Origin of the sequence: Streptomyces mirabilis, from assembly GCF_018310535.1 — a bacterium.
Taxonomy (GTDB): Bacteria; Actinomycetota; Actinomycetes; order Streptomycetales; family Streptomycetaceae; genus Streptomyces.
Window position 1 is genome coordinate 6,743,877 of the sequence record NZ_CP074102.1, and the last position, 25,278, is coordinate 6,769,154.

General features: G+C 70.8%; 23 protein-coding genes. 14 read left to right on the plus strand and 9 right to left on the minus strand.

The window, feature by feature from the left end:
* The first annotated feature begins 59 nt into the window (after nt 1–59).
* Together SMIR_RS29725 and SMIR_RS29730 are read left to right on the plus strand one after the other, a co-directional pair.
* Nucleotides 60–710, plus strand: a complete 651-nt coding sequence (locus SMIR_RS29725; protein ID WP_168490430.1) for a GntR family transcriptional regulator — start codon at nt 60–62, stop codon at nt 708–710.
* Nucleotides 711–723: 13 nt separating this feature from the next.
* Entirely contained in the window at nt 724–1,740 is a 1,017-nt protein-coding gene (locus SMIR_RS29730) for a 1-aminocyclopropane-1-carboxylate deaminase (RefSeq protein ID WP_168490429.1), read from the plus strand.
* A gap of 30 nt (nt 1,741–1,770) precedes the next feature.
* Here the strand turns inward: SMIR_RS29730 and SMIR_RS29735 are convergent, their stop codons facing one another.
* A complete protein-coding gene (locus SMIR_RS29735) occupies nt 1,771–3,222 on the minus strand; it encodes an MFS transporter (RefSeq protein WP_168490428.1) in 1,452 nt (483 codons plus the stop codon).
* Nucleotides 3,223–3,359: 137 nt separating this feature from the next.
* Between SMIR_RS29735 and SMIR_RS29740 the strand changes: the two genes are divergently transcribed.
* Nucleotides 3,360–3,926 carry a TetR/AcrR family transcriptional regulator gene (locus tag SMIR_RS29740; RefSeq protein WP_168490427.1) on the plus strand — a complete coding sequence of 189 codons (567 nt, stop codon included), beginning with the start codon at nt 3,360–3,362 and terminating at the stop codon, nt 3,924–3,926.
* Between the two features lie 194 nt (nt 3,927–4,120).
* On the opposite strand, the gene SMIR_RS29745 is transcribed toward SMIR_RS29740, so the two are convergent.
* The 7 genes from SMIR_RS29745 to SMIR_RS29775 all read right to left on the minus strand — a co-directional run bounded on the left by SMIR_RS29745 (nt 4,121) and on the right by SMIR_RS29775 (nt 11,567).
* Nucleotides 4,121–5,332, minus strand: a complete 1,212-nt coding sequence (locus tag SMIR_RS29745) for a TerD family protein (RefSeq protein WP_168490426.1) — start codon at nt 5,330–5,332, stop codon at nt 4,121–4,123.
* Between the two features lie 101 nt (nt 5,333–5,433).
* Nucleotides 5,434–6,423 (minus strand): zinc-dependent alcohol dehydrogenase family protein, encoded by a 990-nt coding sequence (locus SMIR_RS29750; protein ID WP_168490425.1) that lies wholly within the window; start codon nt 6,421–6,423, stop codon nt 5,434–5,436.
* On the minus strand, nt 6,420–7,271 hold the full coding sequence (locus SMIR_RS29755; protein WP_168490424.1) for a carbohydrate ABC transporter permease: 852 nt from the start codon (nt 7,269–7,271) through the stop codon (nt 6,420–6,422). The genes SMIR_RS29750 and SMIR_RS29755 overlap by 4 nt, the downstream gene beginning before the upstream one ends.
* Nucleotides 7,268–8,206, minus strand: coding sequence for a carbohydrate ABC transporter permease (locus SMIR_RS29760; protein ID WP_168490423.1), 939 nt, complete (start codon nt 8,204–8,206; stop codon nt 7,268–7,270). The genes SMIR_RS29755 and SMIR_RS29760 overlap by 4 nt, the downstream gene beginning before the upstream one ends.
* Nucleotides 8,203–9,570 (minus strand): ABC transporter substrate-binding protein, encoded by a 1,368-nt coding sequence (locus tag SMIR_RS29765; protein WP_212727596.1) that lies wholly within the window; start codon nt 9,568–9,570, stop codon nt 8,203–8,205. Before SMIR_RS29765 ends, SMIR_RS29760 begins: the two co-directional genes overlap by 4 nt.
* A 78-nt stretch (nt 9,571–9,648) precedes the next feature.
* A complete protein-coding gene (locus tag SMIR_RS29770; protein WP_060902183.1) occupies nt 9,649–10,410 on the minus strand; it encodes a DeoR/GlpR family DNA-binding transcription regulator in 762 nt (253 codons plus the stop codon).
* Between the two features lie 332 nt (nt 10,411–10,742).
* Nucleotides 10,743–11,567, minus strand: a complete 825-nt coding sequence (locus tag SMIR_RS29775; protein ID WP_168490421.1) for an NAD-dependent epimerase/dehydratase family protein — start codon at nt 11,565–11,567, stop codon at nt 10,743–10,745.
* Nucleotides 11,568–11,820: 253 nt separating this feature from the next.
* Here SMIR_RS29775 and SMIR_RS29780 point away from each other — a divergent pair, with 253 nt between their 5' ends.
* Together SMIR_RS29780 and SMIR_RS29785 are read left to right on the plus strand one after the other, a co-directional pair.
* Complete coding sequence (locus SMIR_RS29780) at nt 11,821–12,807, plus strand: 5-dehydro-4-deoxyglucarate dehydratase (RefSeq protein WP_168490420.1); 987 nt, start codon at nt 11,821–11,823, stop codon at nt 12,805–12,807.
* Complete coding sequence (locus SMIR_RS29785) at nt 12,804–13,976, plus strand: hypothetical protein (protein ID WP_168490419.1); 1,173 nt, start codon at nt 12,804–12,806, stop codon at nt 13,974–13,976. Before SMIR_RS29780 ends, SMIR_RS29785 begins: the two co-directional genes overlap by 4 nt.
* Before the next feature lie 25 nt (nt 13,977–14,001).
* Here SMIR_RS29785 and SMIR_RS29790 read toward each other — a convergent pair whose 3' ends face one another.
* Nucleotides 14,002–15,174 carry an MFS transporter gene (locus SMIR_RS29790; RefSeq protein WP_168490418.1) on the minus strand — a complete coding sequence of 391 codons (1,173 nt, stop codon included), beginning with the start codon at nt 15,172–15,174 and terminating at the stop codon, nt 14,002–14,004.
* A 161-nt stretch (nt 15,175–15,335) separates the two neighbouring features.
* Here SMIR_RS29790 and SMIR_RS29795 point away from each other — a divergent pair, with 161 nt between their 5' ends.
* The 9 genes from SMIR_RS29795 to SMIR_RS29835 all read left to right on the plus strand — a co-directional run bounded on the left by SMIR_RS29795 (nt 15,336) and on the right by SMIR_RS29835 (nt 25,278).
* Nucleotides 15,336–15,935: a TIGR03086 family metal-binding protein gene (locus tag SMIR_RS29795; protein ID WP_212727597.1), complete on the plus strand. Its 600-nt coding sequence runs from the start codon at nt 15,336–15,338 to the stop codon at nt 15,933–15,935.
* A 420-nt stretch (nt 15,936–16,355) separates the two neighbouring features.
* Entirely contained in the window at nt 16,356–17,012 is a 657-nt protein-coding gene (locus tag SMIR_RS29800; protein WP_168490417.1) for a GntR family transcriptional regulator, read from the plus strand.
* Nucleotides 17,009–17,917 carry a dihydrodipicolinate synthase family protein gene (locus SMIR_RS29805; protein WP_168490416.1) on the plus strand — a complete coding sequence of 303 codons (909 nt, stop codon included), beginning with the start codon at nt 17,009–17,011 and terminating at the stop codon, nt 17,915–17,917. Before SMIR_RS29800 ends, SMIR_RS29805 begins: the two co-directional genes overlap by 4 nt.
* Nucleotides 17,914–19,656: an L-arabinonate dehydratase gene (gene araD / locus SMIR_RS29810; RefSeq protein ID WP_168490415.1), complete on the plus strand. Its 1,743-nt coding sequence runs from the start codon at nt 17,914–17,916 to the stop codon at nt 19,654–19,656. The genes SMIR_RS29805 and araD overlap by 4 nt, the downstream gene beginning before the upstream one ends.
* Before the next feature lie 163 nt (nt 19,657–19,819).
* Nucleotides 19,820–20,755, plus strand: coding sequence for a carbohydrate ABC transporter permease (locus tag SMIR_RS29815; RefSeq protein ID WP_101405858.1), 936 nt, complete (start codon nt 19,820–19,822; stop codon nt 20,753–20,755).
* A complete protein-coding gene (locus tag SMIR_RS29820; protein ID WP_168490414.1) occupies nt 20,752–21,654 on the plus strand; it encodes a carbohydrate ABC transporter permease in 903 nt (300 codons plus the stop codon). The genes SMIR_RS29815 and SMIR_RS29820 overlap by 4 nt, the downstream gene beginning before the upstream one ends.
* Nucleotides 21,651–22,892: a Gfo/Idh/MocA family protein gene (locus SMIR_RS29825; RefSeq protein WP_212727598.1), complete on the plus strand. Its 1,242-nt coding sequence runs from the start codon at nt 21,651–21,653 to the stop codon at nt 22,890–22,892. Before SMIR_RS29820 ends, SMIR_RS29825 begins: the two co-directional genes overlap by 4 nt.
* A complete protein-coding gene (locus SMIR_RS29830; protein WP_168490412.1) occupies nt 22,889–23,743 on the plus strand; it encodes a DUF6807 domain-containing protein in 855 nt (284 codons plus the stop codon). Before SMIR_RS29825 ends, SMIR_RS29830 begins: the two co-directional genes overlap by 4 nt.
* A complete protein-coding gene (locus tag SMIR_RS29835) occupies nt 23,743–25,278 on the plus strand; it encodes a glycoside hydrolase family 43 protein (protein ID WP_212727599.1) in 1,536 nt (511 codons plus the stop codon). Before SMIR_RS29830 ends, SMIR_RS29835 begins: the two co-directional genes overlap by 1 nt.

The following is a 25,278-nucleotide window of genomic DNA, read 5'->3' on the forward strand; positions in this document are numbered from 1 at the left end:
ACTTCGGTACGGGCCGCACTCTTGTGCGCAGCGGGAACTGATATCTAACATTTCAGTTCATGGAGGCGATACGACCCGTGCGCCGGACCCTGCTGAGGGACCGCGCGTACGAAGCGATACGGGATGCCATCGTGGCCGGTGAGCTCGCACCGGGCGCGGTGGTGCGCGACGCCGGGCTCGCCGAACTGCTCGGGCTGTCGCGAGCGCCGGTGCGCGAGGCCTTCTCCCGGCTGGTCGACGAGGGGCTGCTGGAGTCCAAGCCGCAGAGCTACACACGGGTGACCCCCTTGGTGGCCGCCGATGTACGGGACGCGGCGGCCGTGGTCGGCGCCATGCACGAGCTGGCCGCGCGCACCGCGGTGCCCCGGCTCGAAGCGCCGCACATCGAGGTCATGCGCGAGGCCAATGTGCGCTTCGCGGACGCTGTTCGCGCCGGTGACGTGGACGCCGCCCTGACGGCCGACGACGAGCTGCACGACGTACTGGTGCGGGTGAGCGGCAATCGTGCCGCCGCCGCCACCGTCGCCCGCTACACCCCGCTGATCCGCCGTCTGGAGCGGCGCCGCTTCGGTGAGGGCGGCAACTGCCGTTCGGCGGGCCTGCACGACGAGCTGATCGACGCCTGTGCCGAACGGGACGTGGCCGCCGCCGTCCGCGTCACCACGGAGATCTGGGGCGCGCTCGAAGACCTGGCCGATGTCGAACCCTGATGCGGGAGGACCCATGTCCCTTTCCTCGTACGAGCGTTACCCCCTGCTCTTCGGGACCTCGCCCCTGCATCCGCTGGAGCGCCTGACCGAGCACCTCGGCGGTGCCTCCCTGTGGGCCAAGCGGGAGGACTGCAACTCCGGTGTCGCGTACGGCGGGAACAAGACCCGCAAGCTGGAGTACCTCGTCGCCGACGCGCTCGCCCAGGGCTGCGACACCCTCGTCTCGATCGGTGGCGTGCAGTCCAACCACACCCGCCAGGTCGCGGCCGTCGCCGCCCGTGCCGGGCTCAAGTGCGTGCTCGTTCAGGAGAGTTGGGTGGAGTGGCCCGACTCCGTGTACGACAAGGTCGGAAACATCCTCATCAGCCGCCTCGCCGGGGCCGACGTACGACTCGTGCGGGCGGGGTTCGGGATCGGCTTCAAGGAGAGCTGGGAGCAGGCGCTGCGGGAGGTTGAGGAGGGCGGCGGCAAGCCGTACGCCATTCCGGCGGGGGCGTCGGACCATCCGCTGGGGGGCCTGGGGTTCGCCGGGTGGGCCTATGAAGTGGCCGAGCAGGAAGCGGAGTTGGGCGTCTACTTCGACACCGTCGTGGTGTGCTCGGTGACCGGATCGACCCAGGCGGGCATGGTCGCCGGGTTCGCGGCCCTGGAGGAGGCGGGCGGGCGGCCGCGGCGCGTCCTCGGGATCGACGCGTCGGCGGCGCCCGCCCGCACCCGGGAGCAGATCGCGCGGATCGCACACGGCACCGGGCAGCTCATCGGCGTACGGAAGGAGTTGACGGAGTCGGACGTCGAGCTGGACGAGCGGTACCACGCGGGCACGTACGGGATTCCGGACGAGGCCACGCTGGAGGCGATGCGGCTCGCGGCGCGCACCGAGGGGATGGTCACCGACCCCGTCTACGAGGGCAAGTCGATGGCCGGGATGGTGGATCTGGTGGCCCGGGGGGAGATAGGGCGGGAGTCCACCGTGCTCTACGCCCATCTGGGCGGACAGCCCGCGTTGAACGCGTACAGCGCGTTGTTCTAGATGCTGGGTTTCTTCAGGCGGTCGGTTCCTTCAGGTGGTGTGCTTCGGCTTCGTACCTGTGATCACGAACGCCGACACCAGCAGGGCGGTCAGCGCGATCAGCGAGCCGATGCCGAAAGCGCGGGCCGCACCCTCGGTGAGGATGTCGGACGGGGAGCCGTGCGCGCGCCGGGCCGCCGTGCCGAAGACCGTGACCAGGATGGAGAGGCCGAGGGTGCCGCCGAGCCACTGCAGGGTCTGCAGCAGGCCGGAGGCGGCGCCCGCCTCCCGTGGCTCGATGCCCGCGAGGATCGTCGCGTTGAGCGGCATGAAACTCAGGCCGACGCCCACGCCCATCAGCACCAGCGGGCCGAACAGGCCGGTGAGGTAGCCGTCGTCGGGTCGTAGCCGCCACAGCCACGCGGCCGCGACGACGAGCAGGGCCATGCCGGTGAGCAGCACCGGCTTGGCGCCGAGCCGCGCGAGCAGCCGGGGCACGAAGCGTACGACCGTGAACATCGCCAGGGTCATGGGCAGGAAGGCGAATCCCGCGCGGAGCGGGCTGTAGCCCAGGACCTGCTGGCAGATCAGGGTGAGGAAGTAGAACGCGCCGAACATGCCCGCGGGCAGCAGCAGTACGCCCGCGTAGCCGCCCGCGCGGTTGCGGCTCGCCAACAGGCGCAGCGGCATGATCGGCTGGTCCGCGCGGGACTCGATCAGCGTGAAGCCCACCAGCAGGGCCGCCGCCGAGCTGAAGCCCAGCAGCGCCTGGGTGTCGGTCCAGCCGTCCTCCGAGACCCGGATGAACGCGTACACCAGCGAGGTCATCCCGGCCGTGCCGGCGAGTGCCCCCGCCGCGTCGAACCGGCCCGCGTGGCGCGGGGTCTCGGTGACGAAGCGGGGCAGGGCGACGGCGACCGCGATGCCGATCGGTACGTTGATCAGCAGGGCCCAGCGCCAGGACGCCCAGGAGGTGAGCATGCCGCCGAGGACCAGGCCGATGGAGGCGCCGATGCCCGCCATCGACGCGTAGATGCCCAGGGCGTGGTGGCGGCGCGGGCCGTCGGGGAAGTTCGTGGTGATCAGCGCGAGGGTGCTGGGCGCGGTGAGGGCGGCGCCGACGCCCTGGAGGGCGCGGGCGGTGAGCAGCCAGGCGCTTTCGGTGGCGAGACCGCCGAGCAGGGAGGATCCGGCGAAGAGCAGGACGCCGATGGTCAGGGTGCGGCGGCGGCCCGCGATGTCGCCGACCCGGCCGCCGAGCAGGAGCAGGCCGCCGAAGGTGAGGGTGTACGCGTTGAGCACCCAGGACAGGCCGGTCGGGCTGAAGTGCAGGTTCTTCTGGATGTCGGGCAGTGCGACATTGACGACCGTGGAGTCCACGCCGACCATCAGGTAGGCGGTGACGATGACGAACAGGACGGCGCCGAGCCTGGCGGGTTGGGGTGGTGCGGAGAGAGCGTCGGTGGTGGTGGACGGTGCGGACGGGGTAGACGAGGTGGACACGGTGTTCTCCCGGTCTGGCGTCCCCGGATGAAGGTGCGTACGGGCAGCACGGACTGCCCGCGAGATAAGCGGGGACTGTCTCCGTTTAACCCTCGCTAAGATACGGAGGGGGTCCCCGGTTCGCAAGGAGTATCTGAATGACGCAGGTCAAGCCCATGCGCGCGGACGCTCGGCGCAACTATGAGCGGTTGCTGAAGGTGGCGGCCGAGGCGTTCGCCGAGCGCGGGGAAGGTGCGTCGCTCGACGACATCGCCAAGCGGGCGGGTGTCGGGTCGGGCACGCTGTACCGGCACTTCCCCACGCGGCAGGCGCTGTTGGAGGCGGCGTACGTCGACCGGATCGAGGCGCTCGGGGCGCGGGCCGACGAGATCGCGAAGGAACTCCCCCCGGGCGAGGCGCTGGCGGAGTGGCTCTACGAGCTGTGCGTCGGCACGATCCAGGTACGCGGAATGAAGGCCCTGCTGGGCTCGGCCGTCACGGACGGCAGCAGGGCCGCCCTCACGGCCTGCGGCACTTCCATGAAGGGGGCGGCGCAGCGGCTGGTCGAGGCGGCGCAGCGGGAGGGGACCCTGCGGCAGGACATCGAGCCGATCGAGGTCCTGCGGCTGGCTCACGGGGTTTCCACGGCCTCGGAGCTGGCGAACGGCCAGGGCAAGCAGATCCGCCGGTATCTGTCCCTGCTGACGGACGGGCTGCGGCCGTAGCGGCGGGGTCTTGGGCGGTGCGCTGTCCGGCGTGCGCTGTCCGCCGGTGGGTGGGTCGGGGCCGTGGCGGTGCGTCGAGCCCGTCGCCGCTGGATCAGGCGTTGCCCTCCAAGGGAGCCGTTTCCAGATCCGAACGTATGCGACGGGCTTGCGACGTACCGCCACGGCCCCTTCGGAGGGTGGGCGGCCGCGGGTCAGAGGGCCTGGGCCGCGGGCTTCACCATGCCGCGGACCGTACGCGACTTCACGAAGTCGCCCATGGCCGTCATCTCCCACTCGCCGGAGAACTGCTTGATCATCTTGGCCATCATCACGCCGGTCTGGGCCTCGGCGCTGGTGAGGTCGAAGCGGACCAGCTCCTCGCCGGTGGCGGCGTCCAGCAGGCGGCAGTAGGCCTTGGCGACCTCGGTGAACTTCTGGCCGGAGAAGGAGTTGACCGTGAAGACCAGGCCGGTCGTCTCCTGGGGGAGGCGGCCGAGGTCGACCACGATCACCTCGTCGTCACCGCCGCCCTCGCCCGTGAGGTTGTCGCCGGAGTGCTTGATCGCGCCGTTCAGGATGGACAGCTTGCCGAAGTAGCAGCTGTCGATGTGGTTGCGCTGCGGGCCGTAGGCGATGACCGAGGCGTCCAGGTCGATGTCCTTGCCGCGGTACGCGGGCTCCCAGCCGAGGCCCATCTTGACCTGGGAGAGCAGCGGGCGGCCGCCCTTGACCAGGGAGACCGTCTGGTTCTTCTGGAGGCTGACGCGGCCCTTGTCGAGGTTGATCTTTCCGGCGCCGATCGGCGGCGCGGCGGGCGGGGCCGGGGGTGCGGCGGGCGGTGTGGGAGTCACCGCGACGGGCGGGGCCGGAGGTGCCACCGGGGCCTGCGCCGGCGGGGTGGCCGCGGCGACAGGGGCCGGCGCCGGAGCCGGTTCCTCCACCGAGACGCCGAAGTCCGTGGCGATGCCCGCGAGGCCGTTCGCGTACCCCTGGCCGACCGCGCGGGCCTTCCAGGCGCCGTTGCGCAGATAGATCTCCACGACCACCAGCGCCGTCTCGGTGCCGAGTTGAGGGGGCGTGAACGTGCCCAGGACGCTGTTGTCGTCCGCGTTGCGGATCGTGGCCGTCGGTTCGATGCCCTGGAAGGTCTGGCCCGCGGCGTCCGGGCTCGCGGTGACCACGATCTTCTCGATGCCCGGGGGGACGGCGCCGGTGTCGACGGTGATCGCGTCGGGTGCCGCACCGCCGCCCGAGCGGTACGTCACACCAGGCCCGCTCGGCTGGTTGTAGAAGATGAAGTCGTCGTCCGAGCGCACCTTGCCGTCGGCGGTGAGCAGCAGGCCCGATACGTCGAGCCGCACCGGAGCGGCGACGTCCACCGTCACGCGCGCGGCGGAGAGAGGGATGTTCGAGCCAGGGGTCATAGCTGTCATGCCTGGTGAACGAGCGAGACCATTTTGCCGTTCCCTTACCAAGCGGCCAATTGGAGGAACCCCGAAACCCTGGCCCGAATCCCGCCGATTCCCTACGGAACCACCACGATCTTCCTGCCCACGCCCGCCGCGAACTGCTCCAACGCCTGCGGATACCGCTCCAGCTCGATCCGGTCGCTGATGAAGATCTCGGGGTCGAGCACACCGTTCGCGAACAGTTCCGCCGCCCGCTCGAAGCTGTGCAGCACCGCCATCGAACCGGTGATGGTGATCTCCTGGTTGTAGATGCGGTACGGGTCGATCGTCACGCGGGTCGCGTAGTCGGCGACCCCGAACTGGAGGAACGTGCCCGCCTTCGCCACCCGGTCCAGGCCGTCCTGGATCGCCGCCGCGTTGCCGGTGGCGTCGACGACGAGGTCCCAGCCCTGCGGCCGGTCCAGCTCGTCCGCGTTCGCCGCCGACCCCGAGACGCCGAGCGTCCGTGCCGTCTCCAGCCGGGCCGGGTTCAGGTCCACCACGTCGACGCTCGCCGCGCCGGTCCGCTTGGCCAGCTCCAGCATCATCAGGCCCATCGTCCCGGAGCCGTAGATCAGGACGTGGGCGCCGAGCCGGGACCGCAGGACGTCGTAGCCGCGCACCGCGCAGGACAGCGGCTCCACGAGTGCGGCGTCCTGGGTGCGTACGTGCTCGGGCAGCTTGACGCAGTTCGCCACCGGGGCCACCGCGTACTGCGCGGCCCCGCCCGCCGTGGTGACGCCGATCGCGGCCCAGCGTTCGCAGAGGTTGTTGTGGCCCGTACGGCACTGCCGGCACTCGTAGCAGTACAGCGAGGGGTCGACGGCCACCCGGTCGCCGACCGCGAGCTCGGTGACCTGGGTGCCGACCCCGACCACCTCGCCCGCGAACTCGTGCCCCGGCACGATCGGCAGCTTGGGCGCGAACTCGCCCTGGAGGATGTGCAGGTCCGTGCCGCACAGGCCGCAGGCGGCGACCTCGACGACGACCTCGCGGGGGCCCGGCGTCGGGTCCGGGACCTCGGTGACGACGGCGCGGCCCACGGACTCGATGACGGCGGCCTTCATTTGACGGCTCCCAGGGAGAGGCCCTGGACCAGTTTGTCCTGGGCGGCGAACCCCGCGGCGAGCACCGGCAGGGAGATGACGAGCGAGGCGGCGCACACCTTGGCCAGGAACAGGCCCTGGCTGGTGATGAAGCCGGTCAGGAAGACGGGGGCCGTCTCGGCGACCACACCCGTCAGCACGCGGGCGAACAGCAGTTCGTTCCAGCTGAAGATGAAGCAGATCAGGGCCGTGGCCGCGATGCCGGGGAGGGCTATGGGGGCCACGACGCGGGCCAGGATCGTCGGCAGTTTCGCGCCGTCGATCTGGGCCGCCTCGATCACCGCCACCGGTACCTCGGCGAGGAACGACTGCATCATCCACACCGCGATCGGCAGGTTCATGGAGGTGTAAAGGATGACCAGGAGCCAGATGTTGTCCAGCATTCCGGTGTTCTTCGCGAAGAGGTAGATCGGGAGGAGTCCGGCTACGACCGGCAGCATCTTCGTCGACAGGAAGAAGAACAGGACGTCCGTCCACTTCTTCACCGGGCGGATGGAGAGTGCGTACGCCGCCGGGAAGGCCAGCAGGAGGACGCAGAGGGTGGAGACCACCGAGGCCACCGTCGAGTTGATCAGCGCGGGCCAGGGGCTCGCGCCGCCGCCCGTGCCGAAGAAGTCGCGGTAGCCGTCGAGGGTGAGGGCGGCGCCGAAGGACGGCGGGTTGGTCGCCGCGTCCGACTCCGAGTGGAACGACGTCAGGGCCATCCACGCGACGGGCAGGAAGAACAGCACACCGAGCAGCCAGGCCAACAGGCCCAGGCCCGTTCCCCGGGCACGCCGGGGTCGTACGCGGATCGTGGTGGCGCTCATGCGCGGGACACCTCCTCGCGGAACAGGGACGAGACCACGCGCAGCGCGAAGGTCGCGATGATGATCGAACCGATGACGACCAGGACGCCCGCGGCGGAGGCGAGGCCGTTCTCGTGGGCCTGGTAGAAGCTCTGGTAGACGGTGTAGGGGAGGTTCGCCGTCCCCAGGCCGCCGGACGTGAGGGTGAAGACCGCGTCGAAGTTCTGGACGATGTAGATCGAGCCCAGCAGGGCGCCCAGTTCGAGATAGCGGCGCAGGTGGGGGAGGGTGAGGTGGCGGAAGACCTGCCAGTCGCTCGCGCCGTCCACCCGCGCGGCCTCGATCTGCTGGTGGTCGCGGCTCTGCAGGCCGGCCAGGAGGATCAGCATCATGAACGGCGTCCACTGCCAGACCAGGGAGGCCTCGACCGCCAGCAACGGGGTGTTGGAGATCCAGTCGGGCTGGGGGCCGCCCACGTAGTGCAGCAGTCCGTTGAGCAGGCCGTACTCCGGGTTGTAGAGCACGTGCTTCCAGAGCAGCGCCGCGGCGACCGGGACCACCAGGAAGGGGGCGATGAGGAGGGTTCTGACGATGCCCCGGCCGCGGAACTTGCGGTCCAGGAGCAGGGCCAGACCCAGGCCGATGACCAGGCTGGCGACGACCACGGCCGCCGTCAGGAGGATCGTCGTCCAGACGGAGTGGCGCAGGTCGGGGTCGGTGAGGACGTCCGAGTAGTTGGAGAGGCCGGTGAAGTGGCGGGCCTTGGGGTAGAGCGCGTTCCAGTCGAAGAAGGAGATCACCAGGGTGGCCACGAAGGGCAGCTGGGTCACGGCGACCATGAAGATCAGGGCGGGGAGCAGCGGGGCGCGGGTGGCCCAGGCGCGCAGCCGGTTGGACGGCTTTCCCAGGGTGCGTACGGGTGTGGCGGCCACGGGGGCCGTTGTCGTGGCGGTCATCGTCCCTCGTACTCCTTGGAGATCTTCTCGGCGAGTTTCTGGGACTTCTTCAGGGCCGAGTCGACGGACTGGCGTCCGGCGATGGCCGCGCTGATCTCCTGCGAGACCTTGGTGCCGAGGTCGGTGAACTCGGGGATGCCGACGAACTGGATGCCGGGCGCGGGGCGCGGCTGCACCCCCGGGTCGCGCGGCCGGGCGCCCTCGATGGCCTCGCGGGTCATCTCCTGGAAGGCGGCGGCCTCCTTGGTGTACGTGGCGTTCGTGTAGGTGGAGGCGCGCTTGCCGGCCGGCACGTTGGACCAGCCGATGGTGTCCCCGACCAGCTGCTCGTACTGCTTGCTCGAGGCCCAGGAGATGAACTTCCAGGCCTTGTCGGAGTTGTGGGAGGCCTTCTGCAGGCCCCAGGCCCAGGTGTAGAGCCAGCCGGAGGACTTGGTCTTCTCGACCGGTGCGGGTACGTAGCCGATCTTGCCCTTGACCGGGGAGTCGGACGCCTCCAGGGAGCCCGCCGCGGAGGTGGCGTCGTACCACATGGCGGTCTTGCCCTGGGTCATGTTGTTGAGGCACTCGGCGAAGCCCGACTGGGCCGCGCCGGACTCGCCGTGCTTGCGGACGAGGTCCACGTAGAACTTCGTCGCCTTCTCGAACTCGGGGGAGTCGAGGCGGGCCTTCCAGTCCTTGTCGAACCAGGTGCCGCCGAAGGTGTTCACGACGGTGGTGAGGGGTGCCATGAGCTCGCCCCAGCCGGGCAGGCCGCGCAGGCAGATGCCCTTCATGCCGGACTGGGCGCCGTCGGCCTCGGCGGCCAGCTGTCCCACCTGCTCCCAGGTGGGGTGGTCGGGCATCGTCAGGCCCTTCTGGGCGAAGACGTCCTTGCGGTACATCAGGAAGGACGACTCGCCGTAGAACGGCTGCCCGTAGAGCTTGCCGTCGGCGGCCGTCAGGGACTGCCGCATGGGGGCGAGGATGTCCTGCTCGTCGTAGCCGCTGTCCTGGCGTACGTAGGAGTCCATGTCGTGCAGCCAGCCGTTGCGGGCGTAGATCGGTATCTCGTAGTTGGAGAGTGTGGCGACGTCGTACTGGCCGGCCTGGTTGGCGAAGTCCTGGCTGATCTTGTCGCGGACGTCGTTCTCCGGCAGCACGGTGAAGTTCACCTTGATGCCGGTCTCCTTGGTGAAGTGCGCCTTGGTGAGCTTCTGCAGCTCCACCATCTGCGGGTTGTTGACCATCAGGACGTTGATGGAGTCGCCGCCCGACCCCGACCCGCCCGCTCCGACCCAACAGCCGGAGAGCAGCGGGGCGAGCAGCGTCCCTGCGGCGGCCGCGGCGAGTGCGCGCGACCTCCGTCGGCTCTGGGTTCGCATGGATCGCTCCTGGACGTATAGGGAGATAAAGGGCTTCTTCGGGTGTGGGTGTGCCCTTGTAGTGGGTGAGTTGGTTTTTCAGACTCGGATGACCTGGGGGCCTTGCAAGGAGTACCGGTGCGCCTCCGACGTCGGAAGCAGCGTGCTCGTGACGATGGCTTCCAGGGCGGTGATCTCCGCGAAGCGGCAGAAGCTGACCGCCCCGAACTTGGTGTGCACGCCCGCGAAGACCGTGCGCCGGGAGGCTCTGATCGCCTGGGCCTTGACCTCGCTGACCGCCGGGTCGGGGGTGGTGAGGCCGTGTTCGCGGGAGATGCCGTTGGCGCCGATGTACGCCAGGTCGATGACGAAGCCGGCGAGCATCTTCGTCGTCCAGTGGTCCACGGTCGCGAGCGTGCCCGGGCGGACCCGGCCGCCGAGCAGCAGGACGCTGGTGTGGTCGGCCTCGGCGAGCGCGCCCGCCGTGGCCAGGGAGGCGGTGACCACGGTCAGTGGCCGGTCCTTGGGGAGAGCCTCGGCGATGAGCTGCGGGGTGAACCCCTCGTCGATGAACACGGTCTCGGCGTCCCCGAGCAGCTCGGCCGCGGCGCTCGCGATCCGGCGCTTCTCGGGCACATGGCTGGTGGCCCGGAAGGCGAGCGTCGTCTCGAACCCGGCGCTCTCCACGGGGTAGGCGCCGCCGTGGGTGCGGCGGACCAGGCCGTGGTCCTCCAGGGCGCGCAGGTCGCGCCGTACGGTCTCCTTGGCGACGCCCAGTTCGGCGGCGAGCGCGGTGACGTCGACCGCGCCGGTACGGCGGGCGGCCCTGACGATCTCCCGCTGACGTTCTTCCGCGGTCATGGCCGACACCTGCTCCCTGCGTCCTGTGCGTACTGCCCGTTCGGGCCCGGTGTGGGCCTTGGGGGAAGTTCTACAGCGGGTGCGCGGCACTGACCAGGCCTGTTGCGTGACCGATGGTGCCCGGCTGTGACCGTTTGGCGTAGCGGGCGCCCGTGCCGGACCTGGGGCGGAGCGGTGGGCGGGGTGGGATCGGGCAGGGTTCGTGCCCGAACACGGCGGCGGGCGGGCCCGTTCGGTGCCCGCCCGCCTTCTCGCGCCCTCGCCGCACGGTTGTCTTCCGGCCGTCCGGTCGTCGGTGCGGCCGCCCGGGTGTGAGTGCGGCCGTCCGTTCGTCAGTACGGCCAGATCGGCGGGTGCGTCGTGAAGTGGCCGCCCAGGTGGGCGTGGTCCGGGTTGGCCGGGTCGAGCTCGCCCTGTTCGGCGATGAGCTTCTCGGCGTACGGCTCGGAGTCGTCCCGCGGCTCATAGCCCAGCGCCCGGGCCGTCGAGAGGTCCCACCACAGGCGGGTGTTGGCGGAGGAACCGTAGACGACCGTGTGCCGTACGTCCTCGGCGGTCAGCGCCGCGTGGAAGAGGCGGGCGCCGTCCTCGGGGCTCATCCAGACGGAGAGCATGCGCACGCTGGTGGGCTCCGCGAAGCAGGAGCCGATGCGGACCGAGACCGTCTCCAGGCCGTGCTTGTCCCAGTAGAACTGCGCCAGGTCCTCGCCGAAGGACTTGGAGAGCCCGTAGAAGGTGTCCGGGCGGCGCGGGGTGTCGATCGGGATCAGGGCGCTGTCGTCGAAGGGGGCCTCGCCCTGGGGGTGCGGGGTGAAGCCGACGGCGTGGTTGGAGGAGGCGAAGACGATCCGTCGTACGCCCTCTTCGCGCGCCGCCTCGTACAGGTTGTACGTCCCCTCGATGTTCGCCTTGAGGATCTTGTCGAAGGAGGCTTCCAGGGAGATGCCCGCGAGGTGGATGATCGCGTCGACGCCCCGCACGGCCTCACGCAGGGCGGCCTTGTCCGCGAGGTCCGCGGTGAGCGCGTCCGGCTCGCCCTCGACGGGCAGCAGGTCGAGGAGGCGCAGCTGGTAGCCGTAGTCCGGCAGCAGCCCCCGCATCAGGGTGCCGAGTCCGCCGGCGGCGCCGGTGAGCAGAACGGTGCGGGGAGCGGGCATGCGGGTGTCTCCTCACGGCCACGTGAGTGGCCGTATTCGTGTACGGCATTCACATCCATGGACACGCTATGGAGCGCCGACCTGCTCCGTCAAGTGTCGCGCGGAGGTGGCGAATCTGCTGCTGTGTCGCGGGTTTGCGCGCTTGACCGGCCCCAAGGTCGCGCTTTAGCGTGGTGGCGTTCAGAAATATGGACATGGATCAGAAACATGCACCGGCTGCTGTGTGCGTGAGCACCTGCCCCAGGGAGAGTCCGTGACGTCAGCCCCCCTTGCCGCTCGGCTCAGCGTCCCCAGCGGGCCGCTGTTCTTCCCCGTCACGGCGTACGGCCCCGACGGTGCCCTCGATCTCGACACCTACCGCGCGCACGTGCGACGCGGCGTCGAGGCCGGTGCCGCCGCCGTCTTCGCCTGCTGCGGCACCGGGGAGTTCCACGCGCTCACGCCCGAGGAGTTCCAGGAGTGTGTGCGGGCGGCCGTGGAGGAGACGGCCGGGCGGGTTCCGGTCGTCGCGGGCGCCGGGTACGGGACCGCGCTCGCAGTACGGTTCGCACGCCTCGCCGAGGAGGCCGGGGCCGACGCGCTGCTCGCGATGCCGCCGTATCTGGTGGTGGCGGGGCAGGAGGGGCTCCTGCGGCACTACCGGGAACTCGCCGCCGCCACCTCGCTGGACATTGTGGTCTACCAGCGCGACAACGCCGTGTTCACGCCCGAGACCGTGGTCGAACTCGCACGCACCGACGGGATCATCGGTTTCAAGGACGGGGTGGGCGACCTCGACCTGATGCAGCGGATCGTGAGCGCGGTGCGCAGTGAGGTCCCCGGTGACTTCCTGTACTTCAACGGGCTGCCGACCGCCGAACTGACGGGGCTCGCGTACCGGGGCATCGGCATCACGCTGTACTCGTCGGCGGTCTTCTGCTTCGCGCCCGAGATCGCCCTGGCGTTCCACACGGCGCTCAACACGGGCGACGACGAGACGGCGAACCGGCTGCTGGACGGCTTCTACCGCCCCTTCGTCGATCTGCGGGCCCAGGGCCGCGGATACGCGGTCTCCCTGGTCAAGGCGGGGGTGCGGCTGCGGGGGCTGGACGTGGGTGAGGTACGGCCGCCGCTGCACGAGCCGACCGAGGACCATGTGAAGCAGCTCGCGCAGCTGATCGAGCGGGGGTATGCGCTGCTGGAGCCGCTCGAAGGACCTGAGGGGCCTGAGGGAGAAGGACGGCTGGGGGAGGGCGAGTGAAGGCGTCCGCTTTCGTCTATCCGTGGGACGTCGTCGGGGATCCGGGGGCGGCCGAGCGGATCGCCGGGCTCGGGGTGCGGCAGGTGACGCTCGCCTCCGCGTACCACTCCACGCGCGCGCTGACCCCTCGCCACCCCCGGCACCGGATCGTGACGGCCTCGCACGCCGCCGTCCTGTACCCCGTCGACGACGCACGGTGGGAGGGGCGCGCGCTGCGGCCGTACGCCGCCGGGGAGTGGGCGCCCGGGGACGCGTACGGGGAGGCGGCGGGCGCGCTCGCGGAGGCCGGGCTGGACGTCCACACATGGGTGGTCCTCGCGCACAACTCCCGGATGGGTGCAGAGCATCCGTCCACCTCCGTCGTCAACGCCTACGGGGACCGTTATGCGTGGGCGCCGTGCATCGCGCAGGCCGACACGCGGGCGTACCTCGTCGACCTCGCGGTGGAGGCGGCGGTGCGGCCCGGGGCGCCGGGTACGGAGCTGGAGTCGCTCGGCTGGTACGGCCTCACGCATCTGCACGCCCACGACAAGATCGGCGGGGTGGGGCTCGGGGACGCCGGGCAGTACCTGATGTCGCTCTGCTTCTGCGCGGCCTGCCGGGAGGGGTACGGGGGATGCGGGCTCGACACGGATGACCTGGCGTCGGCCGTCCGGGAGGCGCTGGAGCCTGTGTGGCGCGGGGAGGTGCCGTCGGACGGCGGCTGGCCGGCGGTCGAGAAGCTGCTCGGGGGCGAGACGGCGGCCGCCACGCGCGCGTGGCGTGAGGGCGTGGCCCGTTCGCTCCAGGAGACGGCGGTCGCGGCGGTGCGGGCGGCCGCGTCGGCCGGCTTCCAGGTGTTGCTGCACGCCGATCCCGTGTCGTACCACTGCGGGGCGAACGCCGGGGTCGATCCCGGGCACATTCTGTCCGTCGCGGACGGGGTGGTGGTGCCGTGCACGGGTGGGGTGGGCCCGCTGACGCCGTTCGCGGAACAGGGGAGGGAGGCGGCCGTACTGGCCGCCAACTTCACGGTCGTGTCAGGGATGGGAGGCAGTCCGGGCACGTTGGCGGAGGACGCGGCTCGGGCGGCTTCGGCGGGCGCGACCGAACTGCGGCTGTATCACGCGGGGTTGGCCTCGGACGCGGATCTGGATGCCGTGCGGGCGGTGTTGACGGGGCCGGCCTGAGCCCAGACCCGGAGGGGTGCGTTTTCTAGGTGCGGGTGAGCGGGGGCAGCGTCAGGAGGCGGGTCAGCCCGAGGGCCAGGAGCAGGGGCCGGTAGTCGACCAGTTCGATCAGGCCCGCGCCGACGGCCAGCCCGAGCGCGTTCGGGGCGTACATCAGGGTGTTCGCGGTGGCGGAGGTGCGGCCGAGGAGCGGGGCCGGAGTCTCGCGCTGGACGGCGGTGTACGCGGCGATCAGGACGCAGGGGAGGCCGAAGCCGATCACTGCGCCGCAGACCAGGGCCACCGCGTCGGACGGGATCGCGCGGAGCGCGACCGCGACCGCCGTGAGGGCGATGCCGTACGCGGCGAAGCGGCGCTCGCCCAGTCGGCGGAGCAGGGGACCCGAGACCAGGCCGATCAGCACCGAGCCGGCGCCTTGGGCGACGTAGAGGAGGCCGACGTACGCGGGGGAGCGGCCAAGACCCTCGGCGACGGCGTAGACCGTGGCGCCGTTGACGCCCGCGAAGAGCATGGTCGTGGCGGCGGCCAGGATCAGTGGCCGGAGTTCCGGGTGGTGCCGGATGTGGCGGATGCCCGCGGCGGTCCGGGCCCGCCAGGCCAAGGAGTCCGGGACGGGCGGGGCTTCGCGGACCCGCAGCAGCGCGTACAGCCCGGCCGCGAGGGCGAACGTCACGGCGTCCAGGACGGCCACCCTCGCACCGCCGTACGCCGCGTACAGGCCCGCCCCGGTCAGCGGAGCCAGGAGCTTCATGCCCTCGCCGGCCGTCATGCGCAGGCCGTTGAAGTCGCCGAGGAGGTGCCTGTCGACTGCCGTGGCCATGAGCGCCGACTCCCCAGCGTCATGGACGACGCCCGCCGCCCCGTAGAGCAAAAGCACCGTGAAGAGGATCCACAGGCGGTCCCGGGTGGTCACGGCCGACAGCGTCGGCAGGAGCGCGGCCAGGGTCAGGTTCAGGGCGATCAGGAGCGGCCGGCGGCGGGTGCGGTCCGCGAGCACGCCGAGGACGGGGCCGACGAGCGTGGGGGCCCAGAGGGCGAACACGCACAGGGCCGCCAGACCGTTCGAGCCCGTCAGGTCCTTGACCCAGATGCCCGACACCAGCCACATCGCCGACGAGCCGAAGCCCGAGACCACCACTCCGGCCAGGTACAACCCCGCGTTGCGGTCACCCAGCACACGCGTCACCGTCCATGTCATGACAGGTGATCGTGGTTCTAAGGAGGGCGGTCGGGGATCGGGCATCCAACCTATCTCCTCGGCCGGGAGCGATGAGTTCCGGGCGCCGTTTCGGTCTGCCTCCGGAGTGGAGTCGCAGAAGAGCCGACGAGCTGAAGAGCTCAAGAGCTGGGGAGCAGCCGATGACGGACGACCGCACTTTCGACACCTTCGACCTCGGGCCGCAGGCCCTGATCGTGGCGCGCCTCGCGGCGGGGATGACGCAGGAGCAGCTCGACCGCGCCACGCCCTGTCCCGGGCTCGCGGTGCACAACATGCTCGGGCATCTGGGCGGACTGGCCGTCGCCTTCCGTGACGCCGGGCGCAAGGACCTGGGCGTCACGACCGACACCAACCCCGGTTCCGTGGTGCCGGACATCGGGCCCGACTGGCGCGCGACCCTGCCGAAGGCGCTCGACGAGCTCGCCGAGGCCTGGCGCGACCCGGCCGCGTGGACCGGCGTGACCCGTGCGGGCGGGGTGACGCTGCCGGGCGCGGTCGCCGGGGCCGTGGCCGCCGACGAGCTGGTGGTGCACGGCTGGGACCTGGCCCGGGCCACCGGCCAGGAGTACGAGCCCGACGAGGTCGCGTTGCGGGCGGCCTACGGCTTCCTCGCCGCCGCGGCCGAGAGTTCCGGCCCGGGCGGTGGCGTGTTCGGCCCCGTGGTGCCCGTGCCTGACGATGCGCCCTTCCTCGACCGCGTGATCGGCCTCAGCGGCCGCGACCCCGGCTGGAAGCCGTAGCCCCGCCTCGCCAAAGACCACGGGAGCCTCGCGGCGCGGAAACGGGGTGCCGTGCGGAGCGAGGTGGGGTGCTGTGCGGAAGTGAAGTTACGTGCGGTGCGGGAGTGAAGTGCCGTGCGGAAGCGGAATGCCGTGCGGTGCGGAAGCGAGGCGCCGGGGCGGAGGCGTCTTGTGGCGCCGAAGCGGGCCCCGGCGCCTTCGCCATGTTGCACATGCACATCCTCTCTTTCGTGCACGGACCGGCGTGCGGTGTGCGCACCCCGTCCGCGCCCCGACGACCTGCCCCCGTCGGTCACTCCAACTTCTTTTGTCGGAAGCGTTGACGAAACACGGCTGCGCTCCTACCTTCAACGCGTCGTACTTCGTACGTCATATATGAGACGCGATACACGAGATCAGATACAGATCCGAGAGGCGCGCATGACCTCTGTGCCCATTCCGATCCCGTCCCGCACGCAGTTCGTGCTGGAGGGGATCAAACACCGCATCCTCACCGGGCAGTTGACCCCGGGACAGGCCCTGGTCGAGACCGAGCTCGCCGCACAGTTCGGGGTGTCGAAGACGCCCGTGCGTGAGGCGCTGAAGACCCTGGCCGGTACCGGACTCGTCGTGATGAACCAGTACAAGGGCGTCACGGTGCGCATGGTGGACGCGGACATGGCGCGCGAGGTGTACGACGTGCGGCTGCTGCTGGAGCCGGAGGCGCTGCGGCGGACCGTACGGCGCGAGGCGTCACTCGACGCCGCGCGCGACGCGCTGACCCGCGCCGACGACGCCTCCGACACCGCCGAACGCTCGCTCGCCAACCGGGAGTTCCACCGCGCCCTGTACGTCTCCTGCGGCAACCCGCTGCTCGGCCGGATGCTCGACGAAGTGCGTGACCAGGCCGCTCTCGTGTCGGCGGTCGCCTGGGCCGCCGACCCGTCCTGGGAGCGCGAGGCCAGCGAGCACCGGGAGATCCTGCGCCTCGCCCTCGACGGTGACTGCGACGGCGCGGCCCGCGCGCTGCACGCCCACATCGAGTCGTTCGTGCGACGGGCCTTCCCCGCGGCCCAGGAAGAGGTTGGACAGGAATGACAGCGACGTACGAGACCCAGCGGGCGGCGCTCGCCGAGGTCGTGGCGATCCCCGTGACCCCCTTCACGGAGGACGGGACGATCGACGGCGACACCCACCGGGCCCTGCTGCGTCGGCTGCTCGACGGCGGCATCCGCACCCTCACCCCGAACGGCAACACCGGTGAGTTCTACGCCCTGACCCCCGAAGAGCGGCAGCTCGTCACCGAGTTGACGATCGACGAGGCCGGCGACCGCGCCACCGTCCTGGTCGGCGTCGGACACGACGTGCCGACCGCCGTCGCCTCCGCCCGGCACGCCCGGGAGCTCGGGGCGCAGATGGTGATGGTCCATCAGCCCGTGCACCCCTACGTCTCGGAAGGCGGCTGGGTCGACTACCACCGGGCCATCGCCGAGGCCGTGCCGGAACTGGGCGTCGTGCCCTACATCCGCAACCCGGTGCTGCCCGGCGCCCGGCTCGCCGACCTCGCCGACGTCTGCCCGAATGTGATCGGCGTGAAGTACGCCGTCCCGGACGCGGCCCGCTTCGCCGCCTTCGCCCGGGACGCGGGGCTCGACCGGTTCGTGTGGGTCGCGGGCCTCGCCGAACCGTACGCCCCGTCGTACTTCTCGGCCGGTGCCACGGGCTTCACCTCGGGCCTCGTGAACGTAGCCCCGGCCGTCTCCCTGAACATGATCGAAGCGCTCCGAGCCGGTGACTACCCGGCCGCCATGAAGGTCTGGGAGCAGATCCGCCGCTTCGAGGAGCTGCGCGCGGCGAACACCTCCGCCAACAACGTCACCGTGGTCAAGGAGGCCCTCGCCTCGCTCGGCCTGTGCCGCCGCGAGGTCCGCCCGCCGAGCAGGGAGCTGCCCGACTCCGAGCGCGCGGAAGTCGCCGCCATCGCCGCGGGGTGGTCCATATGAGCCAGGGAGGAAAGGAGCCGAAGCGCCCCGAGGAGCTCCGGAGCCATCAGTGGTACGGCACCGACGGACTGCGCTCCTTCAGCCATCGGGCCCGCACCCGCCAGCTCGGGTACCTGCCCGAGGAGCACCTCGGCAAGCCGGTCATCGCGATCCTGAACACCTGGTCCGACATCAACCCCTGTCACGTCCATCTGCGCGACCGCGCGCAGGCCGTGAAGCGGGGGGTGTGGCAGGCCGGGGGCTTCCCGCTCGAATTCCCGGTCTCCACCCTCAGTGAGACCTTCCAGAAGCCGACCCCGATGCTCTACCGCAACCTGCTGGCGATGGAGACCGAGGAACTGCTGCGCTCGTATCCCGTCGACGGCGCCGTACTGATGGGCGGCTGCGACAAGTCCACGCCCGCCCTGCTCATGGGCGCCACGTCCGTCGACCTGCCGGCGGTCTTCGTGCCCGCCGGGCCGATGCTGCCCGGTCACTGGCGGGGCGAGGTCCTCGGTTCCGGCACCGACATGTGGAAGTACTGGGACGACAAGCGCGCCGGACTCATCGGCGACTGCGAGATGACCGAGCTGGAGAGCGGGCTCGCGCGGTCGCCGGGGCACTGCATGACCATGGGTACGGCGTCCACGCTGACGGCCGCCGCCGAGGTGCTCGGGGTGACCGTGCCCGGGGCGTCCAGCATCCCCGCCGTCGACTCCGGGCACGACCGGATGGCGGCCGCGGCGGGCCTGAGGATCGTCGAACTCGTCCGCCAGGACCGGAAGCTGTCCGACATCCTCACCGCGGACGCGTTCGAGGACGCGGTGACGACCGTCCTCGGGCTCGGCGGCTCCACCAACGCCGTGATCCATCTGATCGCCATGGCGGGCCGCGCGGGTGTCACCCTCACGCTCGACGACTTCGACCGGATCGCGCGGACCGTGCCGGTGCTCGCGAACGTCCGGCCTGGCGGCCAGAAGTACCTCATGGAGGACTTCCACTTCGCCGGCGGTCTGCCCGGGTTCCTCTCGCGGATCACCGATCTGCTGCACCTGGACCGGCCGACGGTGTCGTACGACAGCATGGGGGAGCAGCTGGCCGGCGCCCAGGTGCACGACGACGACGTCATCCGCACCCGGCACAACCCGGTCGCGGCCGAGGGCGGAGTCGCCGTGCTGCGCGGCAACCTCTGCCCCGACGGAGCCGTCATCAAGCACATCGCCGCCGAGCCGCACCTGCTCAAGCACACCGGTCCCGCGGTCGTCTTCGACGACTACAAGACCATGCAGCGGACCATCAACGACCCGTCGCTCGGCATCACGGCGGACAGCGTGCTGGTGCTGCGGGGCTCCGGGCCCAAGGGCGGTCCCGGCATGCCGGAGTACGGGATGCTGCCCATCCCCGACCATCTGCTGAAGCAGGGTGTACGGGACATGGTGCGGATCTCCGACGCCCGGATGAGCGGCACGAGTTACGGCGCCTGTGTGCTGCACGTGGCGCCCGAGTCGCACATCGGCGGACCGCTCGCCCTGGTACGCACCGGGGACACGATCACCCTCGACGTCGAGGCACGGTCGCTCCAGCTCAACGTGGACGACGAGGAGTTGGAGCGGCGCAGGGCGGAGTGGACGGCGCCGCCCGAACGGTACGAGCGCGGGTACGGGGCGCTCTACAACGAGCAGATCACCCAGGCGGACACCGGCTGCGACTTCGCGTTCCTGGCCCGGCCGGGGAAGGTGCCGGACCCGTACGCGGGCTGAGCGTGCCCGCGAGGGCCGCCCCTCTTCGAGTCCCTCCTGATCGACATCTCGAAAAGCAAGCAGTGATCAGCAAACAGCAAGCGCTTCACCCATGTGTACGTAGCAAGCGCTTCCTATCGGTACAGCAAGCGCTCCACGGCACCCGCCAGAACGGAGAACAGTCATGGCCCAAGCCGCAGTCGTGGCGAAACAGCCCGCGCCACCCCGGCGGCGCCGTGGCTCGGCGACGCCCCGCAAGCTCCCGTATCTGCTGATCGCCCCGGCGGGCCTGCTGATGCTGGGCTTCATCGCCTACCCGGTCATCAGCGTCTTCTACTACAGCCTGCAGAACTACAACCCCACCAAACCGTGGCGCAACGGCTTCGCGGGCCTCGACAACTTCACCCACGCCTTCACCAGCGACCCCCAGTTCTGGGACACGCTGACCTTCAGCGCCAAGTGGGTCTTCGTCGAGGTCGGCCTGCAACTGCTCTTCGGGCTCGCGCTCGCGCTGATCGTCAACCAGACCTTCGTGGGACGGGCCGTCGGCCGCGCGCTGGTCTTCTCGCCCTGGGCCGTCTCCGGTGTGCTGACCTCCGCGATCTGGGTGCTGCTCTACAACTCCCAGACCGGCATCACCCGTTACCTGGCCGACGCGGGCATCGGCCAGTACGGCACCAGCTGGCTGTCGGACACCTCCACCGTCTTCCCGGCGGCCGTGGTCGCTGACCTGTGGCGCGGTGTCCCCTTCTTCGCGATTTTGATCCTCGCCGACCTCCAGTCCGTCTCCAAGGACCTGTACGAGGCCGCCGAGGTCGACGGTGCCAGCCGCTTCAAGCAGTTCCTGCACATCACACTGCCGCACCTGAAGGACGCCATCATCCTGTCCACGCTGCTGCGCGCGGTCTGGGAGTTCAACAACGTCGACCTGCTCTACACGCTGACGGGCGGTGGTCCCGCGGGCGAGACGACGACCCTCCCGCTCTACATCGCCAACACCAGCGTCGACGCCCACAACTTCGGCTACGCGTCCGCCCTCACCACGGTCGCGTTCGTGATTCTGCTCTTCTGTTCGGTCGTCTATCTGCGACTGAGCAAGTTCGGAGGCGGGGACAAGTGATCACCAAGGACGCCACGATCAGCGCCCCCGCGGCGCCCGCCCCGCTCGCCGAGGAACCCCGGGAGCGCCCGGGGAGGAAGCGCCGCGCCTGGGACGAGGTCCCGCGCCGGCACATCTACCTCCCGCTCTCCATCTACCTCCTCTTCACTCTGATCCCCTTCTACTGGATCCTGCTCTTCGCGCTCCGCCCGGCCGGCTCGACCTCGCTCGTGCCGTGGCCCATGACCTTCGAGCACTTCGACAAGGTGTGGAACGACCGCAGCTTCGGGACCTACTTCCAGAACAGCGTGCTCATCGCCGTCGCCACGCTGGTGATGACGACCCTCGTCGCCCTCGCCGGCGGGTACGCCCTGGCCCGCTTCGACTTCAGGATCAAGCGCGGCTTCATGCTGGCGCTGCTCTGCTCCCAGTTCGTGCCGGGCGCGCTGCTCCTGGTCCCGCTCTTCCAGATCTTCGCCAAGCTCCAGATGATCAACTCGCTGGGCAGCGTCATCATCGCCGAGACGGTCTTCCAGCTGCCGCTGTCGATGATCCTCATCAGCGGGTTCATCAGGAACGTCCCGTACTCGCTCGAAGAGGCCGCCTGGGTCGACGGCTGCGACCGCTTCACCGCCTTCCGGATCGTCGTCCTGCCCCTGCTGCGGCCCGGGCTGATCGCCGTCGGCTCCTTCGCCTTCGTGCACGCCTGGAACCACTTCCTGTTCGCTCTGATGTTCCTCAGCGACCAGAGCAAGCAGACCATCCCCGTCGGCCTCAACACGCTGATGAGCTCCGACAGCGTCGACCTGGGCGCGCTCGCCGCGGGCGGCATCATCGCGGCCGTCCCCGTCGTCATCGTCTTCGCCTTCATCCAGAAGTGGCTGATCACCGGGTTCAGCGCGGGGGCGGTGAAGGGATGAGGGCCGCCGAGGAATTCCCGTCGAGCACGTCCACCGGACAACTGCCGCTGCCCGTCGTTCTCGCGGGTGCGCGCGGTCACGGCCGTTGGCACCTGGAGAACATCCGTCGGCTCCAGGCCAAGGGGCTCGTACGGCTGGCGGGCATCTGCGAGCTGACCCCGCTCGGCGCAGAGGAACTGAACGGGCAAACGGTCGAGCAGTCGGCCGACTTCGGCGCCCTCCTCGACTCCACCGGCGCCGCGATCGCCGTGATCTGCACGCCCATCCCCACCCACACCGACCTGGCGCTGATCGCCGCGGGCAAGGGCGTACACCTGCTGCTGGAGAAGCCGCCCGCGCCGTCGTACGCCGAGTTCCGCCGGATGGCCGACGGGGTCGCCGCGGCCGGGGTCGTCTGCCAGATCGGCTTCCAGTCGCTCGGTTCGCACGCCGTGCCCGCGATCCGGAAGCTGATCGCGCAGGGGGTGATCGGCCAGGTGGCCGGGATCGGCGGGGCGGGCGCCTGGGCGCGCGACGAGGCGTACTACCGGCGGGCGCCGTGGGCGGGCAAGCGCCGTCTGAACGGCGTGGACGTGATCGACGGGGCGCTCACCAACCCCCTCGCGCACGCCGTCGCCACCGCCCTGGCGCTCAACGGATCCACCCGCGCCGAGGACGTCACCGCGATCGAGACCGAGCTGCAGCACGCCAACGACATCGAGTCCGACGACACGTCCTGCGTACGCATCACCACCCCGCGGGGCCGGGTCACCGTCGCCGCCACGCTCTGTGCCGAGCGGCCCGGCGAACCGTACGTCCTGGTGCACGGCAGCAGCGGCCGGATCACCTTCTGGTACAAGCAGGACCGGGTGCTGGTGCAGCGGTCCGGGCACGGCCCGGAGGAGATCGAGTACGGCCGCACGGACCTGCTGGAGAACCTGGTCGCGCATATGACGGAGGGTGCCGGACTGCTGGTCGCGCCGGATACGACGGGTGCCTTCATGAAGGTGGTGGAGGCGATCCGGCAGGCGCCGGACCCGCTCGCGCTGCCCGCCGACGCCTGGGAGCCGCTTCCCGAGGAGAACCGCAGGGTCGTGCCCGGCATCGACGGACTCGTCGCGGCCGCCGCCGACACCCTCGCCCTCTACTCCGAGCTCGGCGCCTCCTGGGCCCGGCCGAACCGGTTCCCGAACGACGTGCCGAGCGACGTCCCGAACAAAGCCGCGAACAAGGTGGGAAGCGAGGTGAGCACCCCATGAACCACGCACAGAGCACCGACTCGCTCGTCCTGCGTGTCGCGGGCCGCCCGGTCGGCCGGTACGTCACCCGGCCCGAACTCGCGCCCCGGTTCTCGCCGCGCCCCTACCTCCACCCGGTCACCACCCTGGCCGGCACGGCCGTCACCGAGCTCAGCCCCGCCGACCACACCCACCACCTCGGCGTCGGTGTCGCCGTTCCCGACGTCGAGGGGCACAACTTCTGGGGCGGGCGCACCTACGTCCGCGACCAGGGACCCACCGAGCTGGCCAACCACGGCGCCCAGCGGCACTCCGGTTTCCAGCTGCGCGACCCGGACGGCTTCGTGGAGGAGCTGCGCTGGGTGGCCGCGGGCGGCGAGCTGCTGCGCGAGCGCCGTACGGTCGCCGTCACCGAACTCGCCGACTCCGCCTGGGCGTTGGACTTCACCTTCTCCCTCACCAACACGACCACCCGCCCCCTCTCGATCGGCAGCCCGGCCACCAACGGGCGGCCCGGAGCGGCCTACGGCGGCTTCTTCTGGCGGGCCCGCAAGGAAGCGCGGGCGCCGCGCGTCTTCACCGCCGACACCGAGGGCGAGGAGGCGGTCCACGGGGCCCCCGCCGACTGGCTCGCCCTCGTGGGCGCGGGCTGGACCCTCGTCTTCGCCGGGGCCACCGCGGCGACCCGCCGCGACCCGTGGTTCGTGCGCACCGCCGAGTACCCGGGCGTCGGATCCTCCCTCGCGCACACCGAACGGCTGCCGATACCGGCCGGGGAGACGGTCGTACGCCGGGTCGTCACCGTCGTCGCGGACGGCGCCCTCGGCAGCAGCGAGGCCGCGGCGCTGGTGCGGAAGGCGGTGAGCCCCTGATGGCGCTGGCCTCCGCAGACCTCGGCGACGGCACCTACCGCAACCCCGTCCTCGACGCCGACTGGTCCGACCCCGACCTCCTGCGCGTGGGCGACGACTTCTACCTCACCGCCTCCAGCTTCGGTCGCGCGCCCGGACTGCCGCTCCTGCACTCCCGCGACCTGGTCAACTGGACGCTCGTCGGACACGCGCTCGGGCTCCTTGAACCCGCGAGGGAATTCAGGAAGCCCCGGCACGACTGCGGTGTGTGGGCCCCGTCCCTGCGGCACCACGACGACCGCTTCTGGATCTTCTGGGGCGACCCCGACCACGGCATCTTCCAGGTCAACGCCCCGGAGATCCGCGGTCCCTGGACCCGACCGCACCTGGTCAAGGAGGGCAAGGGCCTCATCGACGCCTGCCCGCTGTGGGACGAGGAGACCGGCGAGGCGTATCTCGTGCACGCCTGGGCCAAGTCCCGTGCGGGCGTCAAGAACCGGCTCACCGGCCACCGTATGCGCCCCGACGGCACCGGGCTGCTCGACGAGGGCAAGGTGATCATCGACGCGGACCGGATCCCGGGCTGGTTCACCCTCGAAGGGCCCAAGGCCTACCGGCACGACGGCTGGTTCTGGATCTTCGCACCCGCCGGGGGAGTGGAGACCGGCTGGCAGGGCGCCTTCCGCTCGCGCGGCTTCTTCGGCCCGTACGAGGAGCGGGTGGTGCTGGAGCAGGGGGACACCGATGTCAACGGCCCCCACCAGGGCGGCTGGGTACGCACGGGGGCCGGCGAGGACTGGTTCGCGCACTTCCAGCAGCGCGGGCCCTACGGGCGGGTCGTCCACCTCCAGCCGATGCGCTGGGGCGCCGACGGCTGGCCGGTGCTCGGTGACGAGGGCGCCCCCGTCGCCGTACACCAGAAGCCGCGACTGCCGCAGCAGCCGCCCTCCGCGCCCGCCACCGACGACGACTTCCCCGGCGGCCGGTTCGGACGGCAGTGGCAGTGGACCGCCAACCGGCAGGACGGCTGGGCCACCCAGCACTCCGGGGACGGGCTGCGGCTGAGCTGCGTCCGGACGGTGGACGCGCACGACCTGCGCAGACTGCCGAACGTCCTCACCCAGCGGTTACCCGGCATTCCCGCCACCGTCGAGGTGGAGCTGCGCCTCGACAGCAAGGAGCCGGGGGCGCGGGCGGGGCTCGCGGTGCTCGGGGACGCCTTCAGCTGGATCGGGCTCCAGCGGGAGGCGGACGGGTCGGTGCGGCTCGTGCACCGGTTCGCCGAGTCGGTCGCCGAGCGGGAGCGCGACGCCGCACCTCCGCGAGCGGCGCCCCAGGGGCGGGCCCGGCTGTGGATCGAGAGCGGGGCGGGGGCGCGCTGCCGGTTCTCGTACGACGTCGGGGGCGGCCGGCAGTCCTCCGGCCAGGTCTTCGCCGCCACCTCCTGGCGCTGGGTCGGCGCCCTGCTCGGACTTTTCGCACTCGCGCCCGTCGGCGGGGGACACGCCGGCGCGGCCTCGTTCACGCAGTTCCGCATCACCAGTTCATTCCGCTGA

Excerpts from the sequence above, each read along its gene's own strand:
- SMIR_RS29730 (WP_168490429.1), top strand. The coding sequence starts at position 724 with ATGTCCCTTTCCTCGTACGAGCGTTACCCCCTGCTCTTCGGGACCTCG.
- SMIR_RS29825 (WP_212727598.1), top strand. The coding sequence starts at position 21,651 with ATGAGGGCCGCCGAGGAATTCCCGTCGAGCACGTCCACCGGACAACTG.
- SMIR_RS29835 (WP_212727599.1), top strand. The coding sequence starts at position 23,743 with ATGGCGCTGGCCTCCGCAGACCTCGGCGACGGCACCTACCGCAACCCC.
- SMIR_RS29800 (WP_168490417.1), top strand. The coding sequence starts at position 16,356 with ATGACCTCTGTGCCCATTCCGATCCCGTCCCGCACGCAGTTCGTGCTG.
- SMIR_RS29755 (WP_168490424.1), bottom strand. The coding sequence starts at position 7,271 with ATGAGCGCCACCACGATCCGCGTACGACCCCGGCGTGCCCGGGGAACG.
- SMIR_RS29775 (WP_168490421.1), bottom strand. The coding sequence starts at position 11,567 with ATGCCCGCTCCCCGCACCGTTCTGCTCACCGGCGCCGCCGGCGGACTC.
- SMIR_RS29760 (WP_168490423.1), bottom strand. The coding sequence starts at position 8,206 with ATGACCGCCACGACAACGGCCCCCGTGGCCGCCACACCCGTACGCACC.
- SMIR_RS29790 (WP_168490418.1), bottom strand. The coding sequence starts at position 15,174 with ATGACATGGACGGTGACGCGTGTGCTGGGTGACCGCAACGCGGGGTTG.
- SMIR_RS29725 (WP_168490430.1), top strand. The coding sequence starts at position 60 with ATGGAGGCGATACGACCCGTGCGCCGGACCCTGCTGAGGGACCGCGCG.
- SMIR_RS29795 (WP_212727597.1), top strand. The coding sequence starts at position 15,336 with ATGACGGACGACCGCACTTTCGACACCTTCGACCTCGGGCCGCAGGCC.
- araD (WP_168490415.1), top strand. The coding sequence starts at position 17,914 with ATGAGCCAGGGAGGAAAGGAGCCGAAGCGCCCCGAGGAGCTCCGGAGC.
- SMIR_RS29750 (WP_168490425.1), bottom strand. The coding sequence starts at position 6,423 with ATGAAGGCCGCCGTCATCGAGTCCGTGGGCCGCGCCGTCGTCACCGAG.
- SMIR_RS29745 (WP_168490426.1), bottom strand. The coding sequence starts at position 5,332 with ATGACCCCTGGCTCGAACATCCCTCTCTCCGCCGCGCGCGTGACGGTG.
- SMIR_RS29740 (WP_168490427.1), top strand. The coding sequence starts at position 3,360 with ATGACGCAGGTCAAGCCCATGCGCGCGGACGCTCGGCGCAACTATGAG.
- SMIR_RS29770 (WP_060902183.1), bottom strand. The coding sequence starts at position 10,410 with ATGACCGCGGAAGAACGTCAGCGGGAGATCGTCAGGGCCGCCCGCCGT.
- SMIR_RS29765 (WP_212727596.1), bottom strand. The coding sequence starts at position 9,570 with ATGCGAACCCAGAGCCGACGGAGGTCGCGCGCACTCGCCGCGGCCGCC.
- SMIR_RS29805 (WP_168490416.1), top strand. The coding sequence starts at position 17,009 with ATGACAGCGACGTACGAGACCCAGCGGGCGGCGCTCGCCGAGGTCGTG.
- SMIR_RS29815 (WP_101405858.1), top strand. The coding sequence starts at position 19,820 with ATGGCCCAAGCCGCAGTCGTGGCGAAACAGCCCGCGCCACCCCGGCGG.
- SMIR_RS29830 (WP_168490412.1), top strand. The coding sequence starts at position 22,889 with ATGAACCACGCACAGAGCACCGACTCGCTCGTCCTGCGTGTCGCGGGC.